The following is a 23,123-nucleotide window of genomic DNA, read 5'->3' on the forward strand; positions in this document are numbered from 1 at the left end:
TCCTAAGCGAGGGGTCGGAGGTTCAAATCCTCTTGGCGACGGGCTTCAAAGCGTTCGAAAATGTTAGCTGGATTAGCTGACAACGAACGCTTTTGTTATTTTCTAATCACGTTCGTGACACAAAATTCCATTCAATTCTATTAGCTACAGCTAATGGTCAAACAGCAATGTCTGTTTGGAACTTTACTATCTATAAAAGTTCCAGGCAGGCATTTTTTATTTCCTGAATCCTGGAGGAAAGGAGTCAAGATGACTGAACCAAACAAGTGAAACGTCTGTTATTGAGAGGGTATGGGGAGATCCCCATCAAGATAAAACCCATAGGTTGACGGGAGGCAAAATGGCAATACCGTTAAACATGGGTGGATCTTGCTCTTATTTGTATCCCTCTATATAACGAAACGCTCAGAGGCTGTTTTACAGTGAGGGAAAAGAAAAAATATCAAAAAATTGATAATTAATGGTGAACTTGTGATAGAATGGAAAAAAGAGAAAAGCATAAAGGATGTAGTTGTGGAGAATATTTGTTATGATTAGAAAGTTGCTGAACGGAGATATCGATAGAGTCGCTGACATATGGTTAAAGACAAATCTGAAAGCACATTATTTTATTTCCAATCAATACTGGAAAAGTAATTATGAATTAGTAAAAGAAATGCTGTCACAATCCGAAGTCTATGTGTTTGAAGCAGATAAAATGATACAAGGATTTGTAGGACTAAATGATGAATATATCGAAGGTATTTTTGTCTCCGATGAAATGCAGTCATGTGGCATAGGTAAGCTTTTATTAGATTATATTAAGGATAAAAAAGTTAGCTTACGATTAAATGTATACCAGAAGAATGCCAGAGCAATTTCTTTTTACCAAAGAGAAGGATTCATTATTCAATGTGAAGATTTGGATGAAGATACTGGTGAAAAAGAGTACACTATGCTATGGAAACGAAAATAGAAATCGGAATTTGGAGAATTAGACGTTATGAGGAGCGTAAAAATATGAATGCTGACTTCAGAATAGACGGAAAAGTAATAGAAACAAAAAGGCTCATTCTTAGATCATTCAAACAAACAGATTTGGAGGATTTCTATGAGTATGCATCTGTCGAAGGTGTTGGGGAGATGGCAGGATGGAAACATCATGAAAATATTGCTGAATCTCAAAGTATTATGAATTCCTTTATCAGTGAGGATAAAGTATTTGCAATCTGCTTAAAGAAAAACAATAAAGTAATCGGTACTGTTGGCATAGAAAAATATGGGTTAGAAGATGCTTTGACAGAATTCAAGGATTATTACGGCAGAGAATTAGGATATGTTTTGAGTAAAGATTATTGGGGAAAAGGACTTATGCCCGAAGCCGTAAATGCAGTTAAAGATTATTTATTTGGCGAATTGGATTATGATTTTCTGATTTGTGGTTACTATGATTTCAATGAACAATCAAAACGAGTTCAGACAAAATGTGGCTTCAAACCATATCGTTCATTGGTCATGACAACGCAAATGGAGACAAAAGAACAAGGTACATTGATGTTGTTGCTGAATTCCAAGAAGAATATTAAATTAGTTTTTTCACATCCGGAAACCTTAATCTCCGAAAATTGGTAAAATCCAGTTTGTTGAACTGAATCCGAAAAGCATTAGGGCGCAGAGGAGATAGAATCCTTTGCGTAAAAGACTAACGAACATATTTAATGAAACATCGGAACCATCTTCTTTTTGTTGTCTACCTATAATAACGATTGGAGTAGTCGATTATAGACACTGCAATCAAAAAATCTGAAAATATATTTATCAACATTACATAAAAGTGTGTAGATGCACATAAAATGGGAATACTTATTGAAATTCAGGTCGTTCTGTGATAGAATCTCATTACTAAAAAGTGTGCAGATGCACGGAAATGGGGAGTGTAACGATGGAGATTAAAAGAGACGCTTACCTACAGCAGCTGATCGAGCGAAAAGATAATGGAATGATAAAGGTGATTACCGGCATTCGTAGATGTGGCAAATCCTTTTTGCTGTTTACCATCTTTAAGAGATACTTACTGGAGAACGGCGTTGATGTTGATCATATTATTGAAATTGCATTGGATGGTATTGAGAACGAGGAATTAAGAGATCCCAAGGTATGCTTCAAGTACATCAAGGATACCATGAAAGATGACGGGAAGTATTATCTCCTTTTGGATGAAGTGCAGTTCATGCCACGATTTGAGGAAGTGCTGAACAGCCTGCTCCGCATGAGCAATATTGATGTGTATGTCACCGGAAGTAATTCCAAGTTCCTGTCCAGCGACATTGTGACCGAATTCCGTGGAAGAGGTGATGAGATTAGAATCTACCCTCTCTCCTTTGCAGAGTTTTATTCTGTCTATGACGGCGATTATGATGATGCATGGGATGACTACATGATCTACGGAGGATTGCCGCAGATCGTAAGTTTCCAGAACGAACGACAGAAAGCGGACTATCTGAAGAACATCTTTGCAAATGTCTATCTGAAGGATGTTATTGAAAGAAATAAGATTCAGAACGTGGATGAGATTGGGATTCTGGTTGATGTGCTTGCATCTGCAATCGGCGCACCGACCAACCCTTCAAAGATTGCCAATACCTTTGCCAGTGAGCGCCAGATGACTTATGCTAATAAAACCATCTCCAAGCATATCGACCATTTGACAGATGCCTTTTTGATTTCCAAGGCAAGCCGATACGATATTAAGGGCAGAAAGTATATCGGTGCAAATCTGAAATACTACTTTACGGATCTGGGACTGAGAAATGCACGTCTGAATTTCAGACAGCAGGAGCCTACTCATATCATGGAGAACATTGTTTATAACGAGCTGTTGATCCGTGGCTACAATGTTGATGTGGGTGTCGTGGATATCTTCGATAAGGATAAAGAGGGCAAACGTGTTCGCAAGCAGTTGGAGGTTGACTTTGTGGTGAATCAAGGAAACCAGAGATACTATATCCAGGTTGCATATGACATGACTTCGGAAGAAAAACAGACGCAGGAGTTCAATTCTCTGCGTAATATCCCGGACTCTTTCAAGAAGATCGTCATTGTAAATGGCAGCAAAAAGCCTTGGAGAAATGATGAAGGTTTTGTCATCATGGGAATGAAGTATTTCTTGCTGAATGCGAATAGTCTGGAATTTTAAGTCGATTTGAGTTGTTGCTGTGGTGTTGTTCTATTTCAAAAAAGAGTGAAATGATATAAATAAGGCCACGGCTGATTTCGTGTTGGAACAGCCGTGGCTCAGTTTGTTTTTTTATCCGTACAAACGAGACTGTTCCGCAGATTATGTAGAACAGACAGAGTACGATTCCGATAGTGAGAACATACCCAGGAAGTAGGACAGCAGGATCACATCCCGCTTGCCCTCCGGCAGCTGCGCCAGAGCGGCAGCCAGAAGATCGCCGGTTACGACAACCGGGAGACCCTGCACATCAAAGACATGTTCGTCCATGAAGTGCTTGTCCCATACGGCGGTCTGCTCCAGCTCGGAAGCTGTCAGCTCGCCCAGGGATTTTTCCTGGTCCCGGAGCCGGGTATATTCACGCTGGATATACCCGGCCTCATTCTTCAAAACCTTGACACAGAAGGCGCCAAACTGATTCTGAATACGCTGCTCATAGGAGTCTTTCATTTTCTCACCTCCCTTCGCGCCCACAGGCGCAGAGGAATTATAAAATCTATTTACATGATTTTTATGTTTATACTCATGACCAGAATACCCCCACGGAGGATATGAGCTTTTTTTGACCGTAAAATATTAGGCAGATTGTTGAAGGCAAAAATGAACACGGCAATATTACCTCCTATTGGCTACCGTGTCCCTGTAGGTCGTCATTGGTTTGTGCAAGCGCAAAGAAACGGCGGCTCTGAAATTCAAAGCCGCTGTTTCTTATAGGCGTGTTGATAGGACTGCTGGACAACGACTTTTTTCTTTGCCGCCGTCCGGCAGCTACCTTTCTTATTGCTTTTAATGGGTTATTCCATCTCTCTATAGCGGGCAGCAATTTCCTCCGTAATCGGAATTAGTCTGCAATCTTCAATCGAGTACACCTGATCGCATAGCTGTTCAATGTCTTTGAAATGGTGTGAAGTCAGAAAAATGGTCTTGCCTTCCGCTTTCAGCATACGGATGATGGCCTTTACATCCTCATAGGTTTTGTAGTCCAATGCGTTAAAAGGCTCATCCAAAATCAGAATATCCTGCCCCTCCATAATTGCCTGTGCAATCCCCAGTTTCTGCTTCATACCAAGAGAATAATTGTCTACTTTCGTTTTATTATCAGGGTCAAGCCCCACTTTGCCCATGGCCTGTCGGATTTCTTTTTCTCCAATTTTCCCTTGAATGTCCGCAAGAAATTTCAGATTTTGAAAACCACTGTAAATGCCAATAAAACCGGGGGAATTGATAAATACTCCCAAACTTTCGGGGAAGTCGCGGCCATTTTTACCAAGCTGTTTTCCGCGCACATAAACACTGCCCCGATCAGGCTTCTCGAAACCGCATAAAATCTTGAACAGCACCGACTTTCCGCTGCCGTTAGCGCCAACCAAACCAACAGCTGTTCCCTGTTCTATGGACAGTGAAACGTCTTGAAGAATTGCCTTGCCACCAAAACTTTTTGATACATTTTTCACTTCAATATATGAACTCATATTCTGTCCTCCTAATTCAATATTTTCTTGTAGCCACACATAAAGATTCCTGCAATCATCAGCGTTAAAATAGCGGTCTCTATCCCAAAGGCGGACACAGCGGAAATTCCAATTCCCGGTTCCACAACAGAAATTCTTGTCAGGCTGGAAAGGCCAAAAGGCGAATAAGCTACCCAATTCCCCGGAAGGACACAGAGCAGATTTCCCGCCACTAACACAAGGAAACCGATTGTAACCTGTCTTGTGGCAATGTAGATGCCGAGCATAATCAGATATTGCGCCAATATATCAAGGCACTTCATCAAAACCGCATAGAGCAGGAACCTGAAAGAAACGATTGTTAATCCAGTGCTGAATAGGGATGCCCCTATAAGGCCAGCCATAAGCCAAAAGATTGCATATACCATGAGAAACTTTATGCTGACCAATAAAATGCTCTTCATCAAATGCCTGCGGCCCTTCGAGCGCACAGAAACAAATATAGATTGCCCGTTCACTGTTTGCTCCACAAAAGCGGCAAGCAGGTAAAGGGGCACACCGCCGGTAATCAGCAGTTCAAGAAAAGGTAAAACTTGAAAATATCCGGTTCCATGTCCTGCAAACAGGGCATAAATCCATTCCAATCCTGATAGGGCGGTGCCATTGCCTAAGCCTTTGTAAATCGAAACTCCCAACACAACACCTAAAAGAATCAGCAGATTACGAGGGATCATGAGCGCATGGAAATAGTAGCCAGCTATACCACGATGGGATAACTGTATATGCGGCAACTGTCCCCGCCACGCAAACCGAATAGATATAGCAATTATCAAAACAATGAGCAGCAAAGTAAAGGCAGTTATCTCTAAACGATGGGGCACGCCCAAATTGTGGTGTAAAATCAGTAAATGATTAAAACTCGTCAGCGGAATATTTTGAATTGCCGGAAGCTTGATCCACACAGCAGAGAGGACATAAAGAACGATTACAATTCGAATCGTCCACTTTCTCCCAGTGAAATGTCCAATCCACATACAGATTCCAAATATCAGCCAACTTCCAATAAGCTGATAGAGGGTAAAACAGACAAACGCCTGCAAGGGACTGGCAAAAAGCTGTTCCAGAGTGGAAAATAACTCGGCTTCCGTTGCACCCGCAGCAAGGTTCCATTCGTTGCCTAAAGGTAATCCTATACCAGACAGAAGAATTGCCCCAGTTTGAACAGCCGTCAGAATGACTGCAATCAAACCGACCCCAATCCATTTTTTCAGAAAATAAGAATGGTAACTTTGAAACCGTAAGATTACTGGCTCTCCGTCGTCATCAAGAAAGGAAAAGCAGCTTAACAGTACAATCGGCAGCACAAAATAGGTCAGATAGTAATGGTCTGATACCGCCGACAAGATGTGCCGCTCGTATGCAATACCTCCGTTTAACCTCCCGCTGATGGAAAAAAGTATACATCCGGCAAATAGGGCAAGCGACTTTCCATATCCCCACAAACGGAGATTTTTTCTGATAAGCGCAATCATAACGGACTCCTAAATGGTTACGATAGCATTTTTCTTAGAAAGGAGAAACGCTGTCAGGCCAATCACAATGCTTAAAACGATTGGGCCAAAGAGGAAAGAGGAGATCGATACGACCTTTGGATCGACTGTTGTGGGATCAAAAGCTACGACCAGCCGCAGTCTCTCCAAGCGGAGAATCGCCAGAACGAAGTTTTCTAAAATGGAATACATAAACGGCCCGGTAAGGATCACAAAAATGTTCTTGCAGTATAAAGCGAGGACAAAACCGAAGGTCATTACAAAAAGGCTGACGATGCCTCTCCAAAGGGACAGGGCAACTGCATATAACAGCGGGGTCTTTATAAACGCGTTTTCAAATACATGGCGAAACGGATTTTCAACGAAAGGAACCACGGGCGTTTTTACATAGAGGGCAAACACCGCCGATAGTATATAAGGGATTACAATAATACAAAGGGTTCCCAGTGCATACGCAATCCATTTGGCAGTCAGGTACTTCTTAATTTTCACTCGCGGCATGACATAGAGCAGGAAGTTGTTTTTGCGCTCGTAATACAAATTCCAGCATAGCGGCACCACAACAAACAGCGGATAAAGCAGAGAAAACAGCTCTGTTCCAACTTCCCATGCCTCTAAATCGTAGTGTAGTGTATAGTTTTGATAAATTGTGCAGGACAACACACTCATGGCGATTGCCAGAAGAACCGTTGTCAATAGCACCGGCAGAAAAACTTTTTTCCACTCATTTCTCACAAGGCCTATCATATTTCATTCATCCCTTTCTTTGTTTTTCCCAGTATATCGAACTCTTTCGGGCGCTTCAATAGGCCGGAAACAAGAGAGGGTTTTAAGGGAACAAGATAAATTTCGTTCCCTTAAAACCCTCGTTCATACCCTTTTCTCATGGCATGAGTATGCCAAAGACAACATAATTTTCATTCAAAATGGATTCATTGCGGGTCAGGATTTTCCCATGATACCGTTCCGTCATGCGTAGGATGTTATACAGGCCAAATCCGTGGCCGTCCCGACTTGCCTTTGTTGTTACGCCTTTTCCAAACAAGGCCATAAATTCAGTATTTGACAGCGGCGGAGCTGGATTGGAAACTGTCAATTCCAGAAAATCCTCCTGTTTCTTGCTGGATAAAAAAATTGTACTTCCTTTCGGTGAAGCTTCGATTGCATTATCCAATAAAATTCCAATGGCCTCGATCCATTCTGTTTCCGGGGTGACGGTTTTCTTGAAAAGACCGTGTAAGGATAATTCTATGTGAAGATTTGCCACTTCTGCCTGCTTTATTTTTCCAAACAGCATCCCGGCAATCATTTTGCTGTCGCATGAGAGCAGTTCCCGATCATTAAGACTGATTCCAATACTTCCTGTAAGACCTGCTACTTCTTTCCGGGCTTCTTCTAAAGTATCAGCAGAGGCAACGGCAGCTTCAATCGCCATCATCCGGTTATTAAATTCATGCTGCCTTGCCCTAACCTGTGAGATCAATTCTTCTACAATAGGCACATACTGCTCAATCATGTGGATTCGCTTTTGCTCCTGCATTCGACGCTGATGCAGGAACAGCAATATACTGTCCAGCAGCAGTACCGCAAGGATCAGAATTATAATCACCCACAGATGGGAAAGAATTCTATCCACATCAAAAGAGAGGATAGAAAGCACTGCCATGAGAAGGACAGCGATATTGGCAGATACGATCAGAACTGTGAAATCGCTTCTTTGGACGAGCTGATGGATCAAGCCGAAAAGTGGCGTGAACTCCAGTACGACTATAAGGCACAACGCCGCTATACGGCTGCCCAACAGGAGTAAAATATCCGTAGCTCCGCAGACAGCAAAAAGAACCGCGCACAGGCATTTGACGAACAGGAAAATGGAGAAGACCGCCATTGTGCCGCAGAAAACCGTTCCGCTGGATTTGGAGCCGAAGAAAATACTGCTCAACAACAATACTGCAAAAATCAAAAACAGCAATCCAACAATATTGTCTGCTGGTAGTATTTCAAAGCCTTCACTGCGGAAAGATGCCGTCATATTTGCTCCGACAGAAAAATCCACTCTCGGTACAACACAAAGAACAAGAAGAATGGGAAAAATGAAAAAATCTTTTGCCTTTATTTCTGATTTTTGCCGGAAAACGGCTTCACAGCAGAGAGCCAGTATTCCCACATCCAATCCTAACTGTATCAGATTCATTAGAAAGTTCATGTTTTCCCCCATAATTCGGCCTGATATTTATTTCCGATGGGGATTGTATCTGTAAATCCTTTCAGAAAAATCTTCCGCTCGGATTTGTCAATTTTCTCAATATGGGATTTGTTCACGACATAACTCTTATGGCACTGAACAAATGCTGGATCATCAAGCAACGCCAATAAACCAGACAAAGTGTACCCGGAAATCGTATCTTCTTTGATACCGGACAGACGGCTACTGGTATGGATCACAAGTTTTTTTCCAAAGGCTTCGATATAGGCAATATCCTGTGTAACATATTCTAAGATAAATTGCTTTTGCTCAATCTGAATGGTTTTTGCTTGTTGGCTCATCTGTTTAGACAATCCCAACGCGTCACGAAATGCCGTTACAAATTCTTCTTCGCTAAATGGCTTTACAAGAAAACTGTAACACTTCACATCTCGATAAGCTGAAAGTTCTTCTCCTGCCAATGCCGTTTCAAAAATAATCGGCGTATATTTATATTCCGGCAATTCGCGGAGCTGCTTTGCTAAGCTGGTTCCTTTATAGTCCTCTAACTGAATATCAAGGATAAAAAGGGAAACATCGTTCGCTTTTGCATATTGCAAGGCTTCTCCGGCCTCGGAAACAGAATGTACCTCAAGATCGGCAGATATATTGTCAATATAACGCACAATTTTCTTTACTGTACTTGTATTATCTTCTACTAATAGCACCTTACTCATGTTACAATTTCTCGCCGCCTTTGTTTTGTTTTTGCCGTTTATCTACTGGCTTATCTGCTGCCTTTGGTATAAGCCACATATAACCGATTTTTGAAATGCCAGGTATGCGGGCATCCTCACAAAGCCGCTGTACCCGCCTTTCAGAAATGCCCCACTTTTTCGCGGCTTCGGGACAGGACATATACTCCATCTTCATCCGCCCTTTCTCTAAACTCTATCAGTATAGTTATATACGGAAATCCGTATAATATCAAGGCTAAAATATGAATTATTTTAGCTAATAACGGGAACTATAAAGACATATCCAGAAAGAAAGATGAACTGTAAAATGTAGTTTGGTGAATGAATATAGCAAAGAGACCAGTACAGAAAATTGACTTTCGCCCTTATGGGGCAGCAATAAAAGCAGCACGGACGGGGCAAAAAGAGTCCCGCAACAAAGTGGGGGACGAGATGTATCTTTCTCCCCGCTATCTCGCCAATATTGAGAACAAGGGGCAACATCCGAGCCTCCAAATCTTTTTTGAGCTCATGTCCCGCTATCACATCTCCGTGGATCAACTTCTCTTTGGGGATACGGCAGATGGGAAATACACGGCGCGCCGGCAGCTTGACGTCCTGGCAGATGAATTGACCGATCGGGAGATCGGGATCATCATTGCCACCGTACAGGCCATGTTGGGCGCCAGAGAAAAGGGGGAGTGACCATGCTCCCGGCACAACTGAATAGGAACTAACAGACGCTATGAACGGATAAAGTTTGTAGCGTTTTTTTCTTTGCGTTTTGGTAGCCAAAGTGAAGGTTTTGGTATTACTTAGGTACGAGAAAAGAAACGATAGCAAGCACAGCAAGCGAGTACCCGCTTGCGAATTTTTGAATTTTCAGGTCCCTTGCCCGAAAATTCAAAATTGCTTGTTGGGATAGTCCCAAACCCTTATGAAGAACGGAGGCGGCACATGGCAAACCGAAAGCGGAATACTCAAATGAAATTCTATGTCACGGAGGATGAAAAACGGCTCATAGACGAAAAAATGAGCCAGTTACCGACACGCAGATATGGCGCCTACCTCCGAAAGATGGCGATTGACGGATATATCATCTATACGGACACCGCAGATATCAAGGCGTTCACCAAAGAACTGTCCGCCATTGGAAGGAACATCAACCAGATCGCAAAGCGGATCAATGCCGGAGGTCCTACGTATCAGGCCGACATGGACGAGATACGGGAAAGGTTGGACGAGATATGGCAGTTACAAAGACGCATCCTATCAAGTCAACACTGAAAGCAGCCATCGACTATATCTGCAATCCCGAAAAGACAGACGGGAAACTGCTTGTATCCTCCTATGGCTGCACCGCCGAAACTGCGGATATCGAATTTTCCTGGACCCGCCGCCACGCCATCGACAAGGGAACGAACCTGGGCCGCCACCTGATCCAAGCCTTTCAGCCTGGGGAGGTCACGCCGGAGCAGGCTCATGAGATTGGGATGCAGCTTGCAAAAGAAATATTGGGCGGCAAGTACGAATTTGTGCTTACCACCCATATAGACAAAGATCATGTTCATAACCACCTGATTTTTAATGCGGTCAGCTTCACGGATCACAAGCACTACCATTCAAACAAGCGGAGTTACCACTATATCCGCCGCACAGCTTAATGCCGTAGTCGTTGACATGATAGAAAGTGTAGCGGAAACAGAAAAACCTGATAATGACGAAAACAAATAAAAAAAGCGGGAGTACAGCCGATCGGACGAACCGAAAAGCTGTACTCCCGTTTTGCGTGACAGAAAGTGTTTGAAATCAAGCCTTTTTCTTCATGTGCCAGCAAGCAGACCGACACATGAAAAATCATAAAGGCTCCCTTTGAAAATACGGATACAGGGGATTATTCTGCGGTTTCCCCACCCTTATCCTCACAAATTTTAGAGCGTTTGGAACTGTAATGCGGACAGACAACTATTCTATACCGGTCAAATTGCTGTTCTTAATGCGTAGAAATGGGCAAAAAAGAATGCCGGACGCAAGCGGCCACATGGCCGCCGCACCCAACACCTTTACAGTAGCTTCTTTCCTCAATATTTGTTATACTTAATAAAATACACATTATGAATATGAAAAGGAGGAGATCTATTTTGATGCTTGAAACGATTCTCTCCAAATGTGATGAACGCAACGATCGACACGGATGCGAGCAATGCGCGGATTGTTCCTATGATACTTACTGCCCACACGATTGTGAAAAGTGTTTGGACTATATTCACAATCCATCTCACGCCCCTGATGGAGCACCGGAAAGAAAATATGACTGTACGCACATGGCAAATGTTTATACATGCAAATACTCTTGCCGATATGCTTCTGAAATTGTCTATGCCGTTGAACGGCTCAAAGATTTATCCAATTTAACAGACCTTAAAGTTCTGTCGTTTGGATGCGGACCGTGTACAGACTTATTTGCTATTGACTATCTTCGTTCTTTGGGAATCTTATCATACCAGAACCTTGAATATCGTGGTGTGGATTATAGTGAGGATGTTTGGAAATATATACACCGTGATATTAAAACATTTGAAAATGAGGATTTGAGAATCAGGTTCTACTATCAAGATGCCTGCAAGCTTATTCATACAATAGCCCAAGGTAGTTGGGTACCAAACCTTATTGTTTTTCAGTATGTTTTTTCAGATATGGAAAAGCACTCGGATGCAAAAAACATAAATGATTTTATTGAAACTTTTGCACAGTACTATAATGAGAAGGTTGTTCCAAACACATACATTATCCTTAATGACGTAAATCTGGGGAGAGGTTATGGTGGTGGTCGGGATTATTTTGACCAGTTACGCAATAAACTTTGTAGTTCCATTTCCAGAAAAGGACGATTTTGTAACGATAATTCAAAAAGCATTTATTATCCGAGAGGTTATCCGTACGGGGAAAATTCCGATGGTGAGTTTCCCAAAAATGAGAACCGTTTTGATTGGTCTCCATGGGAAAAATATTCTCCATTCGATACTTGCGCAAGTGCACAGATGATTATAAAAAAGGTGGTGAAAAAATGATAATAAGTGCCAGCCGAAGGACAGATATTCCAACATATTACTCTGAATGGCTATTCAATCGTCTCAAGGAAGAATATGTTTTGGTAAGAAATCCTATGAACATTCACCAAATTGGGCAAATAAGCCTTTCTCCTGATGTTGTTGATGGCATTGTTTTTTGGACAAAGAATCCGCTTCCGATGATTCATCGTCTTTCAGAACTTGACAAATATAATTACTACTTTCAATTTACACTGAATGCATACGATAGAGATGTCGAACCAAACATTCCATCAAAAAATAATGTAATTATTCCAGCATTTCAGCAATTATCAAAAGCTATTGGAAAAGATCGGGTAATATGGCGATACGATCCGATTTTCTTTAATGAGCGTTATACAATGGAATATCACTGCAAATATTTTCGTGTTTTAGCATCAAAACTTGGTGAATACACAGAAAAATGTACTGTGAGCTTCCTTGATTTATATAGAAATACTGCCCGCAATACACAACCTCTGAAAATTCAGCAAGAAACAAAAGGGCAACAACTTGAAATCATGCAAAGATTTTCAGAAATTGCTAAAGAATATGGTTTCTACATTGATACCTGTGCTGAGGCAATTGACCTTGAAAAATTCAGTATTGCGCACGCTCATTGCATAGATAAAGAAAGATTTGAACGATTAGAAAAATGTAAATTATCTGTTGAAAAAGACCCGAATCAACGTCCTGAATGTGGTTGTATCGCAAGTATAGATATAGGAACTTACAACACATGCAGAAATGGATGCTTATATTGCTATGCAAATTATAGTCATAATACAGTAATGCGTAACACTCAAATACACAATCCAACATCGCCTTTACTTTTTGGAGAGGTTGGGTCAGACGATGTTATAAAAGAACGAAAAGTAAAATCCTGCAAGGAATGCCAAATGACTTTGTTTGATCTGTAAAGATTAGCAATAAAGTTGGTATCAGAGAACTTGAAAAGACGCCGGACGCAAGCGGGCATATGGCCGCCGCGCCCGGCGTCTGATTTACCATTTGTCTATGAAATGGAACTTCTAATTGTCATAGTGTAAATATCAAATCCCATAAAATCAAACAAATCGGCATGCCAAAAAGAGAATATCTTCTATCTAGGATAGCATCTGCAAGTCATATAGGTTCTCTTTGAAACTGCGAATACAGGGGATTATTCTGTGGCTTTTCCACCCTTATTCTCACAGTTCTCAGCCCGCTTGGAACTGTAATGCGGACAAGCAACCAGACACGCCCGGAAACTCTGCTTGCAGCCGTGAACACATCTTTTGCAGATATGATTATACTGCCGCCTGCCGTTCTCGCCCAGGAAGAACGCCCATTCCAGCCGCCACTTCTTGCTTCGGCTCATAGGCAGTCATGCTCCGGCACATCACGGCCGGGCTTCTTGCCCTCCGAGGGCTTGTGCTCAGCACACTCCCGTTTGGCATCTTCTAACCGCTCACGGATGGAAGGCTTCTCCGGCGTCGTCCGATCTGCGTACTCCTGGGCTTTTTCCGATTCTTCGCCGCGTCTGCCGTTGTTGATAACGCCATCGATCATGCCATAGTCATCCTCCAGCGTCATTTCAGCGGTGCGGAGAGGATTGTCCTTCTCCGGCTGCTCCACTGCCACGGCAAAGGCCCGTGTGCCGTTTCCCATGATAAGATACTTTCCATCATCGGAAACATGGTGGACGCCGTAACCGGCTGTCTCCATCTGCTCTCGGCTCATGGTTGTCACCTGAAAGCTGCCCCTCGGTGTCTGCACACGTTCGCCAGTTTCAAAACGGTCTGGCAGAAAAGCGAGGTCTTGTTTCTCTGCCGGGACAGGGAGGAAAAATCTTCCTCACCAAGTCCAACCACCAGGAAAGTTTCTGCTACGATATCATAAATTTCTCCATTTTCATCCCGTAGCCCACGGTTCAGGTCAAGCCCGATGAGCTTTCCTTCATCATTGCAAACCAGCGCCACCGGGTCAGAATAGGGATTAGTTGCGCCAATGTCTCCGCCGACTTCCGCCTGCAGGGAATGAAGATCGGGGTCGATTTTCTTCACATAGGGTTCCTTCATAGGCTCCACTACAAGCACAGTCATCTTTTCCGAGGCAACCTTCTCCGCAGCGGACAGCATTTCATCCGCATGGGACTTCTCCGGGTCGTTCAAAGCGTCCTTGACCTCCGCCGGATCAAAATCAAGGAATTCCTCATAGCCCGTGGCATCCTTGAACTTTTCAATCTCCGAAGGAAGATAGTCCTCCTGCGTCTGCCCCAGCGCCGCCAGCTTTTCATCCAGAGCGGAAATGTGCCCTGCCATCAGGTTTTCGTAGATTTCCTCCTTGGCAGCCTGTACCTCCGGGTGTTCCGCCGCATACTGCGGATCACGCTGCCGGAAAAACTCGTCCATGTCAAAGGCAATATCCATAGCCCACTCGGTTTTTTCTTCTTCGGGAAGATCATCCTGGAAAGTCATCACCCGGTATTCCTCCGGGATACTGCTGCGCTCGCCGTCATAATACTCATGGAAGGCTTCTCTGGTATCCCACACATAAGTCATTCTGCGTAAGGGATGATATTGGAAGTTACATCCGAACCGTGTATCACATGGTAAGCCATACTCCTAAGCGAGGGGTCGGAGGTTCAAATCCTCTTGGCGACGGGCTTCAAAGCGCTCGAAAATGTTAGCTGGATTAGCTGACAACGAACGCTTTTTTTGTTTTCTAATCACGTTCGTGACATGATTTTCCATTCAAAATGATCAATTACCAGCTAACGCAATCCGATTTTTGTTAGCTGACGGCTAATCAAAATCACCTGTTTGCAAACATGGGTTTCAGGAAGTCCAGCTAACATTTGGGTTTCGCTCTGTTGTCACCCCTTATTTGGGGATGGATACCTGGTTTGAAAAACTGATGGAGAAATAATCTGGGAAAATAGTTTAAAGTTTACATGTTATGATCATGTATGAAGTTGGAACAAAATAAAAGAATTGTGCTATACTATTGTTCAAGAAAAAACTCATTGACATATTTCAATCTATTTAGGAGGATAACAGCATGATATTAAAGTTATTGAAATAAAAGATTATATAAAAAATCCAAAATCGAATGGTTATCGAAGCTATCATATGATTGTTGAAATACCAGTATTTTTTGCTAAGGGTAAAACACCTATGCGTGTAGAATTACAGATTCGAACCAATGGTATGGATTTCTGGGCAACATTGGAACATCAACTTCGCTATAAAAAAGGAATTGAAGAAATGCCTGGCTATGATGAGATAAGTGAAGAATTACTTCATTCTGCAAGAGCTATCATTGAAGCAGATAATGAAATGCAGAGAATAAAAGACAAAATTGGTATGTTACACGAAATTTAGGGAGAAAACTGAGCAAGTAGGAAGGTGGAATATATATGAAACAAGATACTTTAGAGGGCAAAGCAAAAACAAAAAATGGGGTAAAACGGCTGTGTTTTTCCATAATCTGCATTCTTCTGGAAGTGATTTTTATTATTACTATCGTAACACGCTTGAATGAATATGCAGAAATCATAAATTTATTTACAAGGATTTTGAGTGGGATCTTGGTTTTGGGATTGTACGCATCAAATAAGACATCCTCTATGAAAATGCCTTGGGTCATCTTAATTCTAATTTTCCCAATTATGGGTGTAGGCCTGTATTTGTTGATTGGTTTGAATGGCGGCACACATAAAATGCGTGAGCGATATGCAGAAATTGATAGCAAATTGTTACCAATGCTCCCGGACAGTCAGGAGTGTTTGAGCAGAATAAAAGAAACAATTCCGAAAGCAGGAAATATAGCAAGTTACATACAAAGAAATTCGCAGTATCCAATCTATCAGAATACGGATATTGTGTATTTTGATGAAGCAGTGAAAGGATTAGAGGCACAGCTTAAGGATTTGGAGAAAGCACAGAAGTTTATCTTTATGGAATATCATGCGATAGAAGACGCTGAAGCATGGCATAAGATTCAAGATGTTCTGGAAGAGCGAGTAAGAGCAGGTGTGAAAGTTAGAGTATTCTACGATGATATGGGTTCTATAGGCTTTATTAACACAGATTTTGTGAAAAAAATGGAGGCAATAGGAATTCATTGCCGTGTATTCAATCCGTTTATGCCAGGTTTAAATCTGTTTTTGAACAATCGTGATCATAGAAAAATAACAGTTATTGATGGAAAAGTCGGATTTACAGGTGGATATAATCTAGCAAACGAATATTTTAATTACACACACCCGTATGGACAGTGGAAAGATACAGGTATTCGTTTAGAAGGAGATGCTGTTCAGTCGCTTACGGTGACATTTTTGGAAATGTGGAATGCAGTAAGTGATAAAGATGCTAATGATTCTGATTTTAGTAAATACCTTTTCCACTATGATTATGCGGCACAGCAAACTGGGTTTGTTCAACCTTATGCAGACAGCCCTATGGATAATGAGCAAGTAGGAGAAGAAGTTTATATCAGTATGATAAATAAAGCTGAAAAATATTGTTGGTTTATGACTCCATATCTAATCATAACAGATGAAATGACGCATGCGTTATGTCTGGCTGCTAAGCGAGGGGTAGACGTAAGAATTATCACACCTGGTATCCCTGATAAAAAATTCATTTATAATATAACTCGTTCTTTTTATCATGGATTGGTTAAACATGGTGTTCGTGTTTATGAGTGGACTCCTGGTTTCTGTCATGCAAAAATGAGTGTGGCAGATGACTGTATGGCAACTTGTGGAACAATTAATCTGGATTATCGAAGTTTATATCACCATTTTGAAAACGGCTGTTTTATGGCAGATTGTCAGGCAGTTGTGGAAATAAAAAATGATCTGATAAGAACGATGGGAGAATGTCGTGATGTGACAGACCAATATCAAACCGGACGAAGTGCATATTTGCGACTGGGACAATTATTTATGAGATTATTTGCTGGATTGCTATAAGAATCTGATGAAACGACCTTTCAAAAAACAGTTGATTTAGAAGTTAACTGTTTTTGAAAGGCCGTTTTTGCTATATCTAACAGTCTGTTGTACAAAGAAGATTTTGCATTGATGAAAAAACAAACCTTGTTGAGGTTAAATTGAGATTGACTTTGTATTGTATAAGTATGAAATAAAAAGGAATCAGGTGATGTACAATGAAAAAGTATAAAATATGTAAAATCCTTCTTGTTATACTGGCAATTTTTTTATGTGTGGCTTTTTATGAATTGCTCGGAATCCACGTTGCATATAAAAAGCAGCCGGAAGTGTCCAATACAACCAAAAAAGAAACAAAAAATGGGTCATGGAACGAATGCAGTGAAAATACAGAACGGGCAGTAATCATAGAAAAGAATCCAGAAGCGCTTTTACAAAGAGTGCGTTTGATCAAGAATGCAAAAAAGGAAATTATTCTTTCTACTTTTGCATTTCAATCCGATGAAAGTGGAAAATTGATTTTAGGAGCACTGCATGATGCGGCAGACAGGGGTGTACATATTCGTCTGTTAGTAGATGGAATGGAGAGCTGGATTGATATGGAAGGAAATCCGTATTTCTATGGATTATCTTCCCATGAGAATGTTGAAATTAAACTATATAATAAGGCCAATCCGTTGAAACCGTGGAAAATGATGGGTAGAATGCATGATAAATATTTGATTGCAGATGGAAAGAGATATATTCTTGGGGGAAGAAATACATACAATTATTTCCTAGGTGATTTTCCGGGACATAAGAACTATGACAGAGACGTGTTAGTGGTTTGCGATGAACCTGAGAAAGAAAATTCAGTTAACCAGTTGTTAGAGTATTTTGAAACGATATGGGAACAAGAAGACAGTGGTTATTTTCATGACAATAAAAAACTGGCAAATAGAAAATCTGTAAAGAACGCAGTTTTAGAACTGCAGAACGGCTATCAGAAATATTTTGAAGAGAATAAGGAAAGAATCTGCGATACCGATTACACGGACGAAACTTTTGAGACAGAAAAGATTGCATTAGTGTCAAATCCTATCCACACAGGTTCCAAGGAACCAGTAGTCTGGTATCAACTGGGAGAACTAATGAAAAATGCAAAAGAGCGCGTGAAAATTCATACACCATATATTATTTGCAATGATATGATGTATAATACATGGAAAGAGATTGCGGAGAGAGTTCCGGATTTTTCTATCATGACCAATTCGGTTGCCAACAATGGAAATCCGTTTGGTTCTGCTGATTATGCGAGAAACAGAAACAGAATTTTAAATACAGGAATTGATATCTGGGAGTATGAAGGCGGCTATTCTTACCACGGAAAAAGCATCCTGATTGATGATGATCTATCCGTAATCGGTTCCTTTAACATGGATATTAGAAGCACGTATCTGGATACGGAACTGATGCTTGTAATACGTAGCAAAGAGATTAATAAACAGTTGGAAGAAGGCATGATGGAATATGAAAGAGTGTCCCGACAGGTATTGGAAGATGGAACCTATCGTGATCCATATCATGTAGAGCCAATCGAATTAACAAAGAAACGTCAGAGAAAAATATTTTTGGTACAGCATCTGCTTGGATGGGCAAGGTATCTGTTTTAATAAGGAGGAAGGAAAACGTGTTTCAAATATTGATTGTAGAAGATGATAAAGAATTAAGCCAGCTATTCCAAAAAGTGCTTGAGAAGAATGGATATCAGGTCAAAAGTGCATCGGATGGAGCACTGGCATTAGAAATATTGGATAAAGAGTATATTGATCTGATCATTTCCGATATTATGATGCCGGTTATGGATGGTTATGAACTGGTGTCGGAACTCCGTTCAGCAGGATATCAGATACCGGTACTTATGATCACTGCGAAAGGTTCCTTTGATGATATGCGCCAGGGATTTCTTTCGGGAAGTGACGATTATATGGTAAAACCGGTAAATGTGAATGAAATGGTTTTAAGAGTTGGAGCACTGCTTCGCCGTGCACAGATACTGAATGAACACAAAATTGTGATCGGTTCAACAGAGTTTGATTATGATGCAATGACGGTTACAACTGATAAGGAAAGTCTTGTTTTGCCTAAAAAAGAATTCCTGCTTTTATATAAGCTTGCAGCTTCGCCAGGCAGAACATTTACAAAACAACAGTTGATGGATGAAGTATGGGGATACGAGACGGAGGCAGACCCACATACGATAGAGGTACATATAGGAAGAATCAGAGAGCGTTTTAAAGATAACCCTGATTTTGAAATCGTAACAATGCGTGGAATTGGATACAAGGTGGTGAAAAAATAATGGAACAAAAGAAAGAAAAAGGATTGCGGATCCGATCCTGTCTGACTGGTGCAATCTGGCTGGCACTTGTATTTTCAACAGTCATATCTGCTTTATTATTTGCTTTTTTGAATCATTTTTTTAATCTGCCGGGCAGCATATCTGTGCTTGGCTGGCTTTTGATTTTCAATACATTGATTGCCGGGCTGATCACTTCCTTTATTAATGCAAAGTTACTGGAACCAATTACCAGACTTAGTAAAGCAATGAAGGAAGTTTCTCAGGGAGATTTTGAACAGCATTTGGAAACGAACAGCCGTATAGCAGAAGTTGGAGAATCTTATCAAAGTTTTAACGTTATGACAAAAGAACTTCGTGCAACAGAGGTGCTGCAGATGGATTTTGTATCTGATGTTTCTCATGAGTTTAAGACCCCGATTAATGCCATTGAAGGATATACAATGCTGCTTCAGGGAGAAGAACTGTCTCCGGATCAAGAGGAATATGTAGAAAAAATCTTATTTAACACCCAAAGACTTTCCGGATTGGTTGGTAATATTTTGCTGTTATCCAAGTTAGAGAATCAGAATATACCAATGAAAAAAACAGAATATCGTCTGGATGAACAGATCCGCCAGGCATTTCTTTCATTGGAAACAAAATGGACAGAAAAAGAAATTGGTTTTCAGGTAGAATTGGAGGAAGTTAAATATACTGGGAATGAAGGACTTTTTATGCATATCTGGATAAATCTTTTGGATAATGCGATTAAGTTCAGCCCTTCAAAGGGGACAATTACGATGTTTCTGAAACAAGAACAGGATTCTGTTAAGTTCATTCTGGAAGATGAAGGACCAGGAATAGAGGATGATGTAAAATCCAGAATATTTGACAAGTTCTATCAGGTAGATGGATCTCATAAAGCAGAAGGAAATGGCCTAGGTCTTGCACTTGTAAAACGGATTGTAGATAGTGCCGGAGGAACAATCAAAGCAGAAAACCGTGAATATGGTGGATGCAGATTTGTTGTAGAGCTTCCAATCCAGAAAGATAAGGCCATATAAGTTTAAGAAAAACAGATAGAGGAGGAATTACATGACATTTTATCAGGAGTTGCAGTTAAATCAGGCAGGTTCTAAAAACCTGTTGAAAAAGAGTGAAACACTAAAAGAAAAATCATATCATATGTGGGTATATCTGGTGAAGATAGCTGCTACAATGGCATTTTGTTTTTGCTTTGTTAGTATTTTCAGTATCCTATTTGGAAATGAGAACAGCATTGTAGGTGTAGTAGTCTTATTATGTCTCATGGTGTTTAGAAATGCGGATCTGGGGATCCACACCGGACAATCTACGATGCTTTTGGCTTTGTTCTTTGTAATTATGACTGTATGTCCGCATTTAGCAAATCAGTTTTCACCGGTATTGGGAATGCTGTTAAATATTGCGGCACTGGCTGTGTTGATTCTGTTCGGATGCCATAATCCATTCATGTTTAATCAATCTACATTGGTTCTTGGGTATCTGCTGCTATATGGTTATGATGTTACGGGAAAAAGCTATCAGATGCGATTAGTCGGAATGGCTTTAGGTGCAGCACTTACCTGCTTCGTATTTTATCGAAATCATAAAAACAGAACCTATAAAAGAAATCTGAAAGATCTGATACAAGAATTTGATATCACTTCTTCCAGAACAAAATGGCAGATATGTCAGATTTTATGCGTACCGATTGTCCTTTGCATTGCAGAACTTTGTAATATGCCACGTGCAATGTGGGCTGGTATTGCGGCCATGTCCACGATTTTGCCGTTTATGGAAGATATGCACTACAGAGTCCGTAAAAGGATTGTCGGAAATATTGCAGGTGTTATATGTTTTACAGTATTATATTTTCTGCTTCCTTCGTCAATCTATGCATATATAGGAATTCTTGGTGGAATCGGTGTAGGATTTTCAGCACAATATGGCTGGCAGGCAGTATTTAACACATTTGGTGCTTTAGCCATTGCAGCAGAGACTTATGGACTACAAGGAGCGGTTAGTCTTAGAGTGATTCAAAATGTTTTTGGTGTTGTGTTTGCTTTAGCATTTTGTGTTATATTTTATTGGTTTATGTCTAAAAAAAAAGAAAGTAAGGTGACCGTACATGCAAAGTGAAGTGAATCAGGAAGAAAATTTGAATAGAATTATTACGGTTCCTAATCTTCTTTCTTTTTTTCGGCTTTGTCTGATTCCGGTAATTATATGGAGTTATTGTGTAAAGAAAAATCCTCTGTTAGCTGGTGAAATCTTATTGCTGTCTGAGCTTCCCGATATGTTCTGGTAAAGACTTGGACCATGGCAGAAGCTCTGTTAGAAAATCAGTTTTTTTATCCTCCACATGTTTAGGGATTTCTCTGAGCAGATGTCGAACTTTCCTATTATATAAGAAAATTCCGCATAGCCGCTGATGATAATGAGCTACATATCTTCCCGGATTTTTCTCAGCACCGAGCAGACTTCCAGTTCAAGTTCTTCCCCCAGGATCCTACCTTCCATCCTTTCTTTTCTGTCATACCCTGCTGTAAGTATAGCATAGACTTTTGTTTCCGACATTAAAAATTCCATCGACATCCGTTTCTGCACACGGTATAATAGGTATCATGTAAAGAAAAAGGAGGTTGTTTTCTTATGTTATCCTGCACCTACGAAGTAGTCGCCATCGATGGTGATTACGCGCATTTACGCCGCAATGACATCGAACCGGAGGACAATGAAATGAAACTGGTTGCCCGCGCACTGCTGCCGCCGGAAATTATGGAGGGCAGTATTTTGAAATACGAGATGCTGCAGTATGAAATCATTGGCTGATGCTGTTTTTCCGGCCGAGGTGTTTTCTCTCCCGCTCTTTCATGGCATCTCGGAAACCGGGCGGACGGCTCTTGTTTCGAGCGGGTGGCTGCGGACGTGTTCGTTTGAGAAAAACCAGACCATTTATCACATGGGTGACCGCGTGTCCGAACTGGGGATTGTGCTGTCCGGCAGCGTTTTCGTGGAGAATACGGATCTCTGGGGCAACCGCAGTATCTTAAGCAAGATCACCCCCGGCCAGGTATTTGCCGAAACGTATGCCTTCTGTCGGGAGCCGATGATGGTGAATGTCACGGCAGCCGAAGCCTCGACGGTTCTCTTTTTCAATCTTCGAAACCTCGACCAGACCGCCGATGGTGATGATGCATGGCTGTCCCAGCTTCGCAGTAACATGCTCCGCATCTCCATGCAGAAAAATCTTACCCTCTCCAAACGCATTTTCTGCACTACACCAAAGACGATCCGCGAGCGCGTGCTGGTCTACCTCGCCGCGCAGTCTGCCAAAACCGGCGCCGACACCTTTACGATCCCCTTCGACCGCCAGGGCCTCGCCGACTACCTGAACCTCGACCGGAGCGCCCTCTCCAAAGAACTCGGAAAAATGCAGAAAGAGGGAATCCTCGAATTTCATAAAAACAAATTTACGCTGCGTCATCCGTCTCTCTAGGCGGTACCGCAGCGTAAATTTTTTACCGTTTCATCGTTTCAAATGCTTATTTTTCATAAACGAATATACACAAAAAGTATTTTCCGTGGTTATAACCACATACTTTTCCTGTTATATC

Annotated in this window: 24 protein-coding genes and 3 pseudogenes; 17 read left to right on the forward strand and 10 right to left on the reverse strand. The window is 41.4% G+C overall.

All coding sequences use genetic code 11. From position 1 onward, the window contains the following. Positions 1 to 529 precede the first annotated feature (529 nt). The 3 genes from DW642_RS13900 to DW642_RS13910 all read left to right on the forward strand — a co-directional run bounded on the left by DW642_RS13900 (position 530) and on the right by DW642_RS13910 (position 3,175). On the forward strand, positions 530 to 955 hold the full coding sequence (locus DW642_RS13900; RefSeq protein ID WP_055195028.1) for a GNAT family N-acetyltransferase: 426 nt from the start codon (positions 530 to 532) through the stop codon (positions 953 to 955). Beyond that, positions 940 to 1,611 (forward strand): GNAT family N-acetyltransferase, encoded by a 672-nt coding sequence (locus DW642_RS13905; protein WP_226906398.1) that lies wholly within the window; start codon positions 940 to 942, stop codon positions 1,609 to 1,611. Before DW642_RS13900 ends, DW642_RS13905 begins: the two co-directional genes overlap by 16 nt. A 310-nt stretch (positions 1,612 to 1,921) precedes the next feature. Further along, complete coding sequence (locus DW642_RS13910; RefSeq protein ID WP_117510585.1) at positions 1,922 to 3,175, forward strand: ATP-binding protein; 1,254 nt, start codon at positions 1,922 to 1,924, stop codon at positions 3,173 to 3,175. 141 nt (positions 3,176 to 3,316) lie between these two features. On the opposite strand, the gene DW642_RS13915 is transcribed toward DW642_RS13910, so the two are convergent. From DW642_RS13915 to DW642_RS13945, 7 genes are all read right to left on the reverse strand, one after another. Continuing rightward, the gene (locus DW642_RS13915) at positions 3,317 to 3,664 is read right to left on the reverse strand and encodes a sigma-70 family RNA polymerase sigma factor (protein WP_242991198.1); all 348 of its coding nucleotides are present in this window, start codon (positions 3,662 to 3,664) and stop codon (positions 3,317 to 3,319) included. 344 nt (positions 3,665 to 4,008) lie between these two features. Then, positions 4,009 to 4,686 carry an ABC transporter ATP-binding protein gene (locus DW642_RS13920; RefSeq protein ID WP_117510587.1) on the reverse strand — a complete coding sequence of 226 codons (678 nt, stop codon included), beginning with the start codon at positions 4,684 to 4,686 and terminating at the stop codon, positions 4,009 to 4,011. Between the two features lie 11 nt (positions 4,687 to 4,697). Then, positions 4,698 to 6,197, reverse strand: coding sequence for a hypothetical protein (locus DW642_RS13925; protein WP_117510589.1), 1,500 nt, complete (start codon positions 6,195 to 6,197; stop codon positions 4,698 to 4,700). A gap of 9 nt (positions 6,198 to 6,206) precedes the next feature. After that, positions 6,207 to 6,962 (reverse strand): hypothetical protein, encoded by a 756-nt coding sequence (locus tag DW642_RS13930; RefSeq protein ID WP_117510591.1) that lies wholly within the window; start codon positions 6,960 to 6,962, stop codon positions 6,207 to 6,209. A 136-nt stretch (positions 6,963 to 7,098) separates the two neighbouring features. Further along, positions 7,099 to 8,433, reverse strand: coding sequence for a sensor histidine kinase (locus DW642_RS13935; RefSeq protein ID WP_117510593.1), 1,335 nt, complete (start codon positions 8,431 to 8,433; stop codon positions 7,099 to 7,101). Next, on the reverse strand, positions 8,418 to 9,137 hold the full coding sequence (locus tag DW642_RS13940) for a LytR/AlgR family response regulator transcription factor (protein ID WP_117510595.1): 720 nt from the start codon (positions 9,135 to 9,137) through the stop codon (positions 8,418 to 8,420). The genes DW642_RS13935 and DW642_RS13940 overlap by 16 nt, the downstream gene beginning before the upstream one ends. 1 nt (position 9,138) lies before the next feature. Beyond that, positions 9,139 to 9,327, reverse strand: a complete 189-nt coding sequence (locus DW642_RS13945; RefSeq protein ID WP_117510657.1) for a helix-turn-helix domain-containing protein — start codon at positions 9,325 to 9,327, stop codon at positions 9,139 to 9,141. Between the two features lie 158 nt (positions 9,328 to 9,485). Here DW642_RS13945 and DW642_RS13950 point away from each other — a divergent pair, with 158 nt between their 5' ends. From DW642_RS13950 to DW642_RS13975, 5 genes and pseudogenes are all read left to right on the forward strand, one after another. After that, the gene (locus DW642_RS13950) at positions 9,486 to 9,842 is read left to right on the forward strand and encodes a helix-turn-helix transcriptional regulator (RefSeq protein ID WP_199596444.1); all 357 of its coding nucleotides are present in this window, start codon (positions 9,486 to 9,488) and stop codon (positions 9,840 to 9,842) included. A 252-nt stretch (positions 9,843 to 10,094) separates the two neighbouring features. Further along, on the forward strand, positions 10,095 to 10,424 hold the full coding sequence (locus tag DW642_RS13955) for a MobC family plasmid mobilization relaxosome protein (RefSeq protein ID WP_117510598.1): 330 nt from the start codon (positions 10,095 to 10,097) through the stop codon (positions 10,422 to 10,424). Continuing rightward, positions 10,385 to 10,798: pseudogene (locus tag DW642_RS13960) on the forward strand (relaxase/mobilization nuclease domain-containing protein); the annotation flags it as partial. The gene DW642_RS13955 and the pseudogene DW642_RS13960, both read left to right, overlap by 40 nt. 480 nt (positions 10,799 to 11,278) lie before the next feature. Beyond that, on the forward strand, positions 11,279 to 12,208 hold the full coding sequence (locus tag DW642_RS13970; protein WP_147326126.1) for a hypothetical protein: 930 nt from the start codon (positions 11,279 to 11,281) through the stop codon (positions 12,206 to 12,208). After that, positions 12,205 to 13,146, forward strand: coding sequence for a DUF1848 domain-containing protein (locus DW642_RS13975; protein ID WP_117510602.1), 942 nt, complete (start codon positions 12,205 to 12,207; stop codon positions 13,144 to 13,146). The genes DW642_RS13970 and DW642_RS13975 overlap by 4 nt, the downstream gene beginning before the upstream one ends. Before the next feature lie 242 nt (positions 13,147 to 13,388). Here DW642_RS13975 and DW642_RS13980 read toward each other — a convergent pair whose 3' ends face one another. Genes DW642_RS13980 through DW642_RS16825 form a run of 3 tightly spaced genes read right to left on the reverse strand, consistent with a single transcriptional unit; the run spans position 13,389 to position 14,760 of the window. After that, entirely contained in the window at positions 13,389 to 13,586 is a 198-nt protein-coding gene (locus DW642_RS13980) for a hypothetical protein (RefSeq protein ID WP_117510604.1), read from the reverse strand. Continuing rightward, entirely contained in the window at positions 13,583 to 13,948 is a 366-nt protein-coding gene (locus DW642_RS16820; RefSeq protein ID WP_117510605.1) for a DUF4316 domain-containing protein, read from the reverse strand. The genes DW642_RS13980 and DW642_RS16820 overlap by 4 nt, the downstream gene beginning before the upstream one ends. Before the next feature lie 5 nt (positions 13,949 to 13,953). Further along, positions 13,954 to 14,760, reverse strand: coding sequence for a DUF3846 domain-containing protein (locus DW642_RS16825; RefSeq protein WP_330410154.1), 807 nt, complete (start codon positions 14,758 to 14,760; stop codon positions 13,954 to 13,956). A gap of 504 nt (positions 14,761 to 15,264) precedes the next feature. Between DW642_RS16825 and DW642_RS14005 the strand changes: the two are divergent. The 9 genes and pseudogenes from DW642_RS14005 to DW642_RS14045 all read left to right on the forward strand — a co-directional run. Beyond that, positions 15,265 to 15,591 (forward strand): annotated as a pseudogene (locus DW642_RS14005) (GTP pyrophosphokinase); the annotation flags it as partial. A gap of 35 nt (positions 15,592 to 15,626) precedes the next feature. Then, positions 15,627 to 17,186, forward strand: coding sequence for a cardiolipin synthase (cls, locus tag DW642_RS14010; protein ID WP_117510607.1), 1,560 nt, complete (start codon positions 15,627 to 15,629; stop codon positions 17,184 to 17,186). Between the two features lie 197 nt (positions 17,187 to 17,383). Continuing rightward, entirely contained in the window at positions 17,384 to 18,817 is a 1,434-nt protein-coding gene (locus DW642_RS14015; RefSeq protein WP_117510609.1) for a phospholipase D family protein, read from the forward strand. After that, entirely contained in the window at positions 18,796 to 19,506 is a 711-nt protein-coding gene (locus DW642_RS14020) for a response regulator transcription factor (protein ID WP_044024695.1), read from the forward strand. The genes DW642_RS14015 and DW642_RS14020 overlap by 22 nt, the downstream gene beginning before the upstream one ends. Further along, positions 19,506 to 20,549 (forward strand): sensor histidine kinase, encoded by a 1,044-nt coding sequence (locus DW642_RS14025; protein WP_055225915.1) that lies wholly within the window; start codon positions 19,506 to 19,508, stop codon positions 20,547 to 20,549. Before DW642_RS14020 ends, DW642_RS14025 begins: the two co-directional genes overlap by 1 nt. A gap of 31 nt (positions 20,550 to 20,580) precedes the next feature. Further along, positions 20,581 to 21,645 carry an FUSC family protein gene (locus DW642_RS14030; protein ID WP_117510611.1) on the forward strand — a complete coding sequence of 355 codons (1,065 nt, stop codon included), beginning with the start codon at positions 20,581 to 20,583 and terminating at the stop codon, positions 21,643 to 21,645. Continuing rightward, positions 21,635 to 21,805 (forward strand): annotated as a pseudogene (locus DW642_RS14035) (CDP-alcohol phosphatidyltransferase family protein); the annotation flags it as partial. The gene DW642_RS14030 and the pseudogene DW642_RS14035, both read left to right, overlap by 11 nt. Before the next feature lie 353 nt (positions 21,806 to 22,158). Beyond that, entirely contained in the window at positions 22,159 to 22,338 is a 180-nt protein-coding gene (locus DW642_RS14040; RefSeq protein WP_055225919.1) for a hypothetical protein, read from the forward strand. Next, on the forward strand, positions 22,322 to 23,005 hold the full coding sequence (locus DW642_RS14045; RefSeq protein ID WP_117510613.1) for a Crp/Fnr family transcriptional regulator: 684 nt from the start codon (positions 22,322 to 22,324) through the stop codon (positions 23,003 to 23,005). The genes DW642_RS14040 and DW642_RS14045 overlap by 17 nt, the downstream gene beginning before the upstream one ends. Positions 23,006 to 23,123 lie beyond the last annotated feature (118 nt).

It is taken from the genome of Blautia sp. AM23-13AC, from assembly GCF_003435675.1.
GTDB lineage: Bacteria > Bacillota > Clostridia > Lachnospirales > Lachnospiraceae > Fusicatenibacter > Fusicatenibacter saccharivorans.

Excerpts from the sequence above, each read along its gene's own strand:
- DW642_RS13940 (WP_117510595.1), bottom strand. The coding sequence starts at position 9,137 with ATGAGTAAGGTGCTATTAGTAGAAGATAATACAAGTACAGTAAAGAAA.
- DW642_RS16820 (WP_117510605.1), bottom strand. The coding sequence starts at position 13,948 with ATGAGCCGAGAGCAGATGGAGACAGCCGGTTACGGCGTCCACCATGTT.
- DW642_RS14025 (WP_055225915.1), top strand. The coding sequence starts at position 19,506 with ATGGAACAAAAGAAAGAAAAAGGATTGCGGATCCGATCCTGTCTGACT.
- DW642_RS13980 (WP_117510604.1), bottom strand. The coding sequence starts at position 13,586 with ATGAGCCGAAGCAAGAAGTGGCGGCTGGAATGGGCGTTCTTCCTGGGC.
- DW642_RS13910 (WP_117510585.1), top strand. The coding sequence starts at position 1,922 with ATGGAGATTAAAAGAGACGCTTACCTACAGCAGCTGATCGAGCGAAAA.
- DW642_RS13920 (WP_117510587.1), bottom strand. The coding sequence starts at position 4,686 with ATGAGTTCATATATTGAAGTGAAAAATGTATCAAAAAGTTTTGGTGGC.
- DW642_RS14015 (WP_117510609.1), top strand. The coding sequence starts at position 17,384 with ATGAAAAAGTATAAAATATGTAAAATCCTTCTTGTTATACTGGCAATT.
- DW642_RS13975 (WP_117510602.1), top strand. The coding sequence starts at position 12,205 with ATGATAATAAGTGCCAGCCGAAGGACAGATATTCCAACATATTACTCT.
- DW642_RS13925 (WP_117510589.1), bottom strand. The coding sequence starts at position 6,197 with ATGATTGCGCTTATCAGAAAAAATCTCCGTTTGTGGGGATATGGAAAG.
- DW642_RS14045 (WP_117510613.1), top strand. The coding sequence starts at position 22,322 with ATGAAATCATTGGCTGATGCTGTTTTTCCGGCCGAGGTGTTTTCTCTC.
- DW642_RS13900 (WP_055195028.1), top strand. The coding sequence starts at position 530 with ATGATTAGAAAGTTGCTGAACGGAGATATCGATAGAGTCGCTGACATA.
- DW642_RS13905 (WP_226906398.1), top strand. The coding sequence starts at position 940 with ATGGAAACGAAAATAGAAATCGGAATTTGGAGAATTAGACGTTATGAG.
- DW642_RS14030 (WP_117510611.1), top strand. The coding sequence starts at position 20,581 with ATGACATTTTATCAGGAGTTGCAGTTAAATCAGGCAGGTTCTAAAAAC.
- DW642_RS13945 (WP_117510657.1), bottom strand. The coding sequence starts at position 9,327 with ATGGAGTATATGTCCTGTCCCGAAGCCGCGAAAAAGTGGGGCATTTCT.
- DW642_RS13915 (WP_242991198.1), bottom strand. The coding sequence starts at position 3,664 with ATGAAAGACTCCTATGAGCAGCGTATTCAGAATCAGTTTGGCGCCTTC.
- DW642_RS13955 (WP_117510598.1), top strand. The coding sequence starts at position 10,095 with ATGGCAAACCGAAAGCGGAATACTCAAATGAAATTCTATGTCACGGAG.
- cls (WP_117510607.1), top strand. The coding sequence starts at position 15,627 with ATGAAACAAGATACTTTAGAGGGCAAAGCAAAAACAAAAAATGGGGTA.
- DW642_RS14020 (WP_044024695.1), top strand. The coding sequence starts at position 18,796 with ATGGGCAAGGTATCTGTTTTAATAAGGAGGAAGGAAAACGTGTTTCAA.
- DW642_RS14040 (WP_055225919.1), top strand. The coding sequence starts at position 22,159 with ATGTTATCCTGCACCTACGAAGTAGTCGCCATCGATGGTGATTACGCG.
- DW642_RS13935 (WP_117510593.1), bottom strand. The coding sequence starts at position 8,433 with ATGGGGGAAAACATGAACTTTCTAATGAATCTGATACAGTTAGGATTG.
- DW642_RS13930 (WP_117510591.1), bottom strand. The coding sequence starts at position 6,962 with ATGATAGGCCTTGTGAGAAATGAGTGGAAAAAAGTTTTTCTGCCGGTG.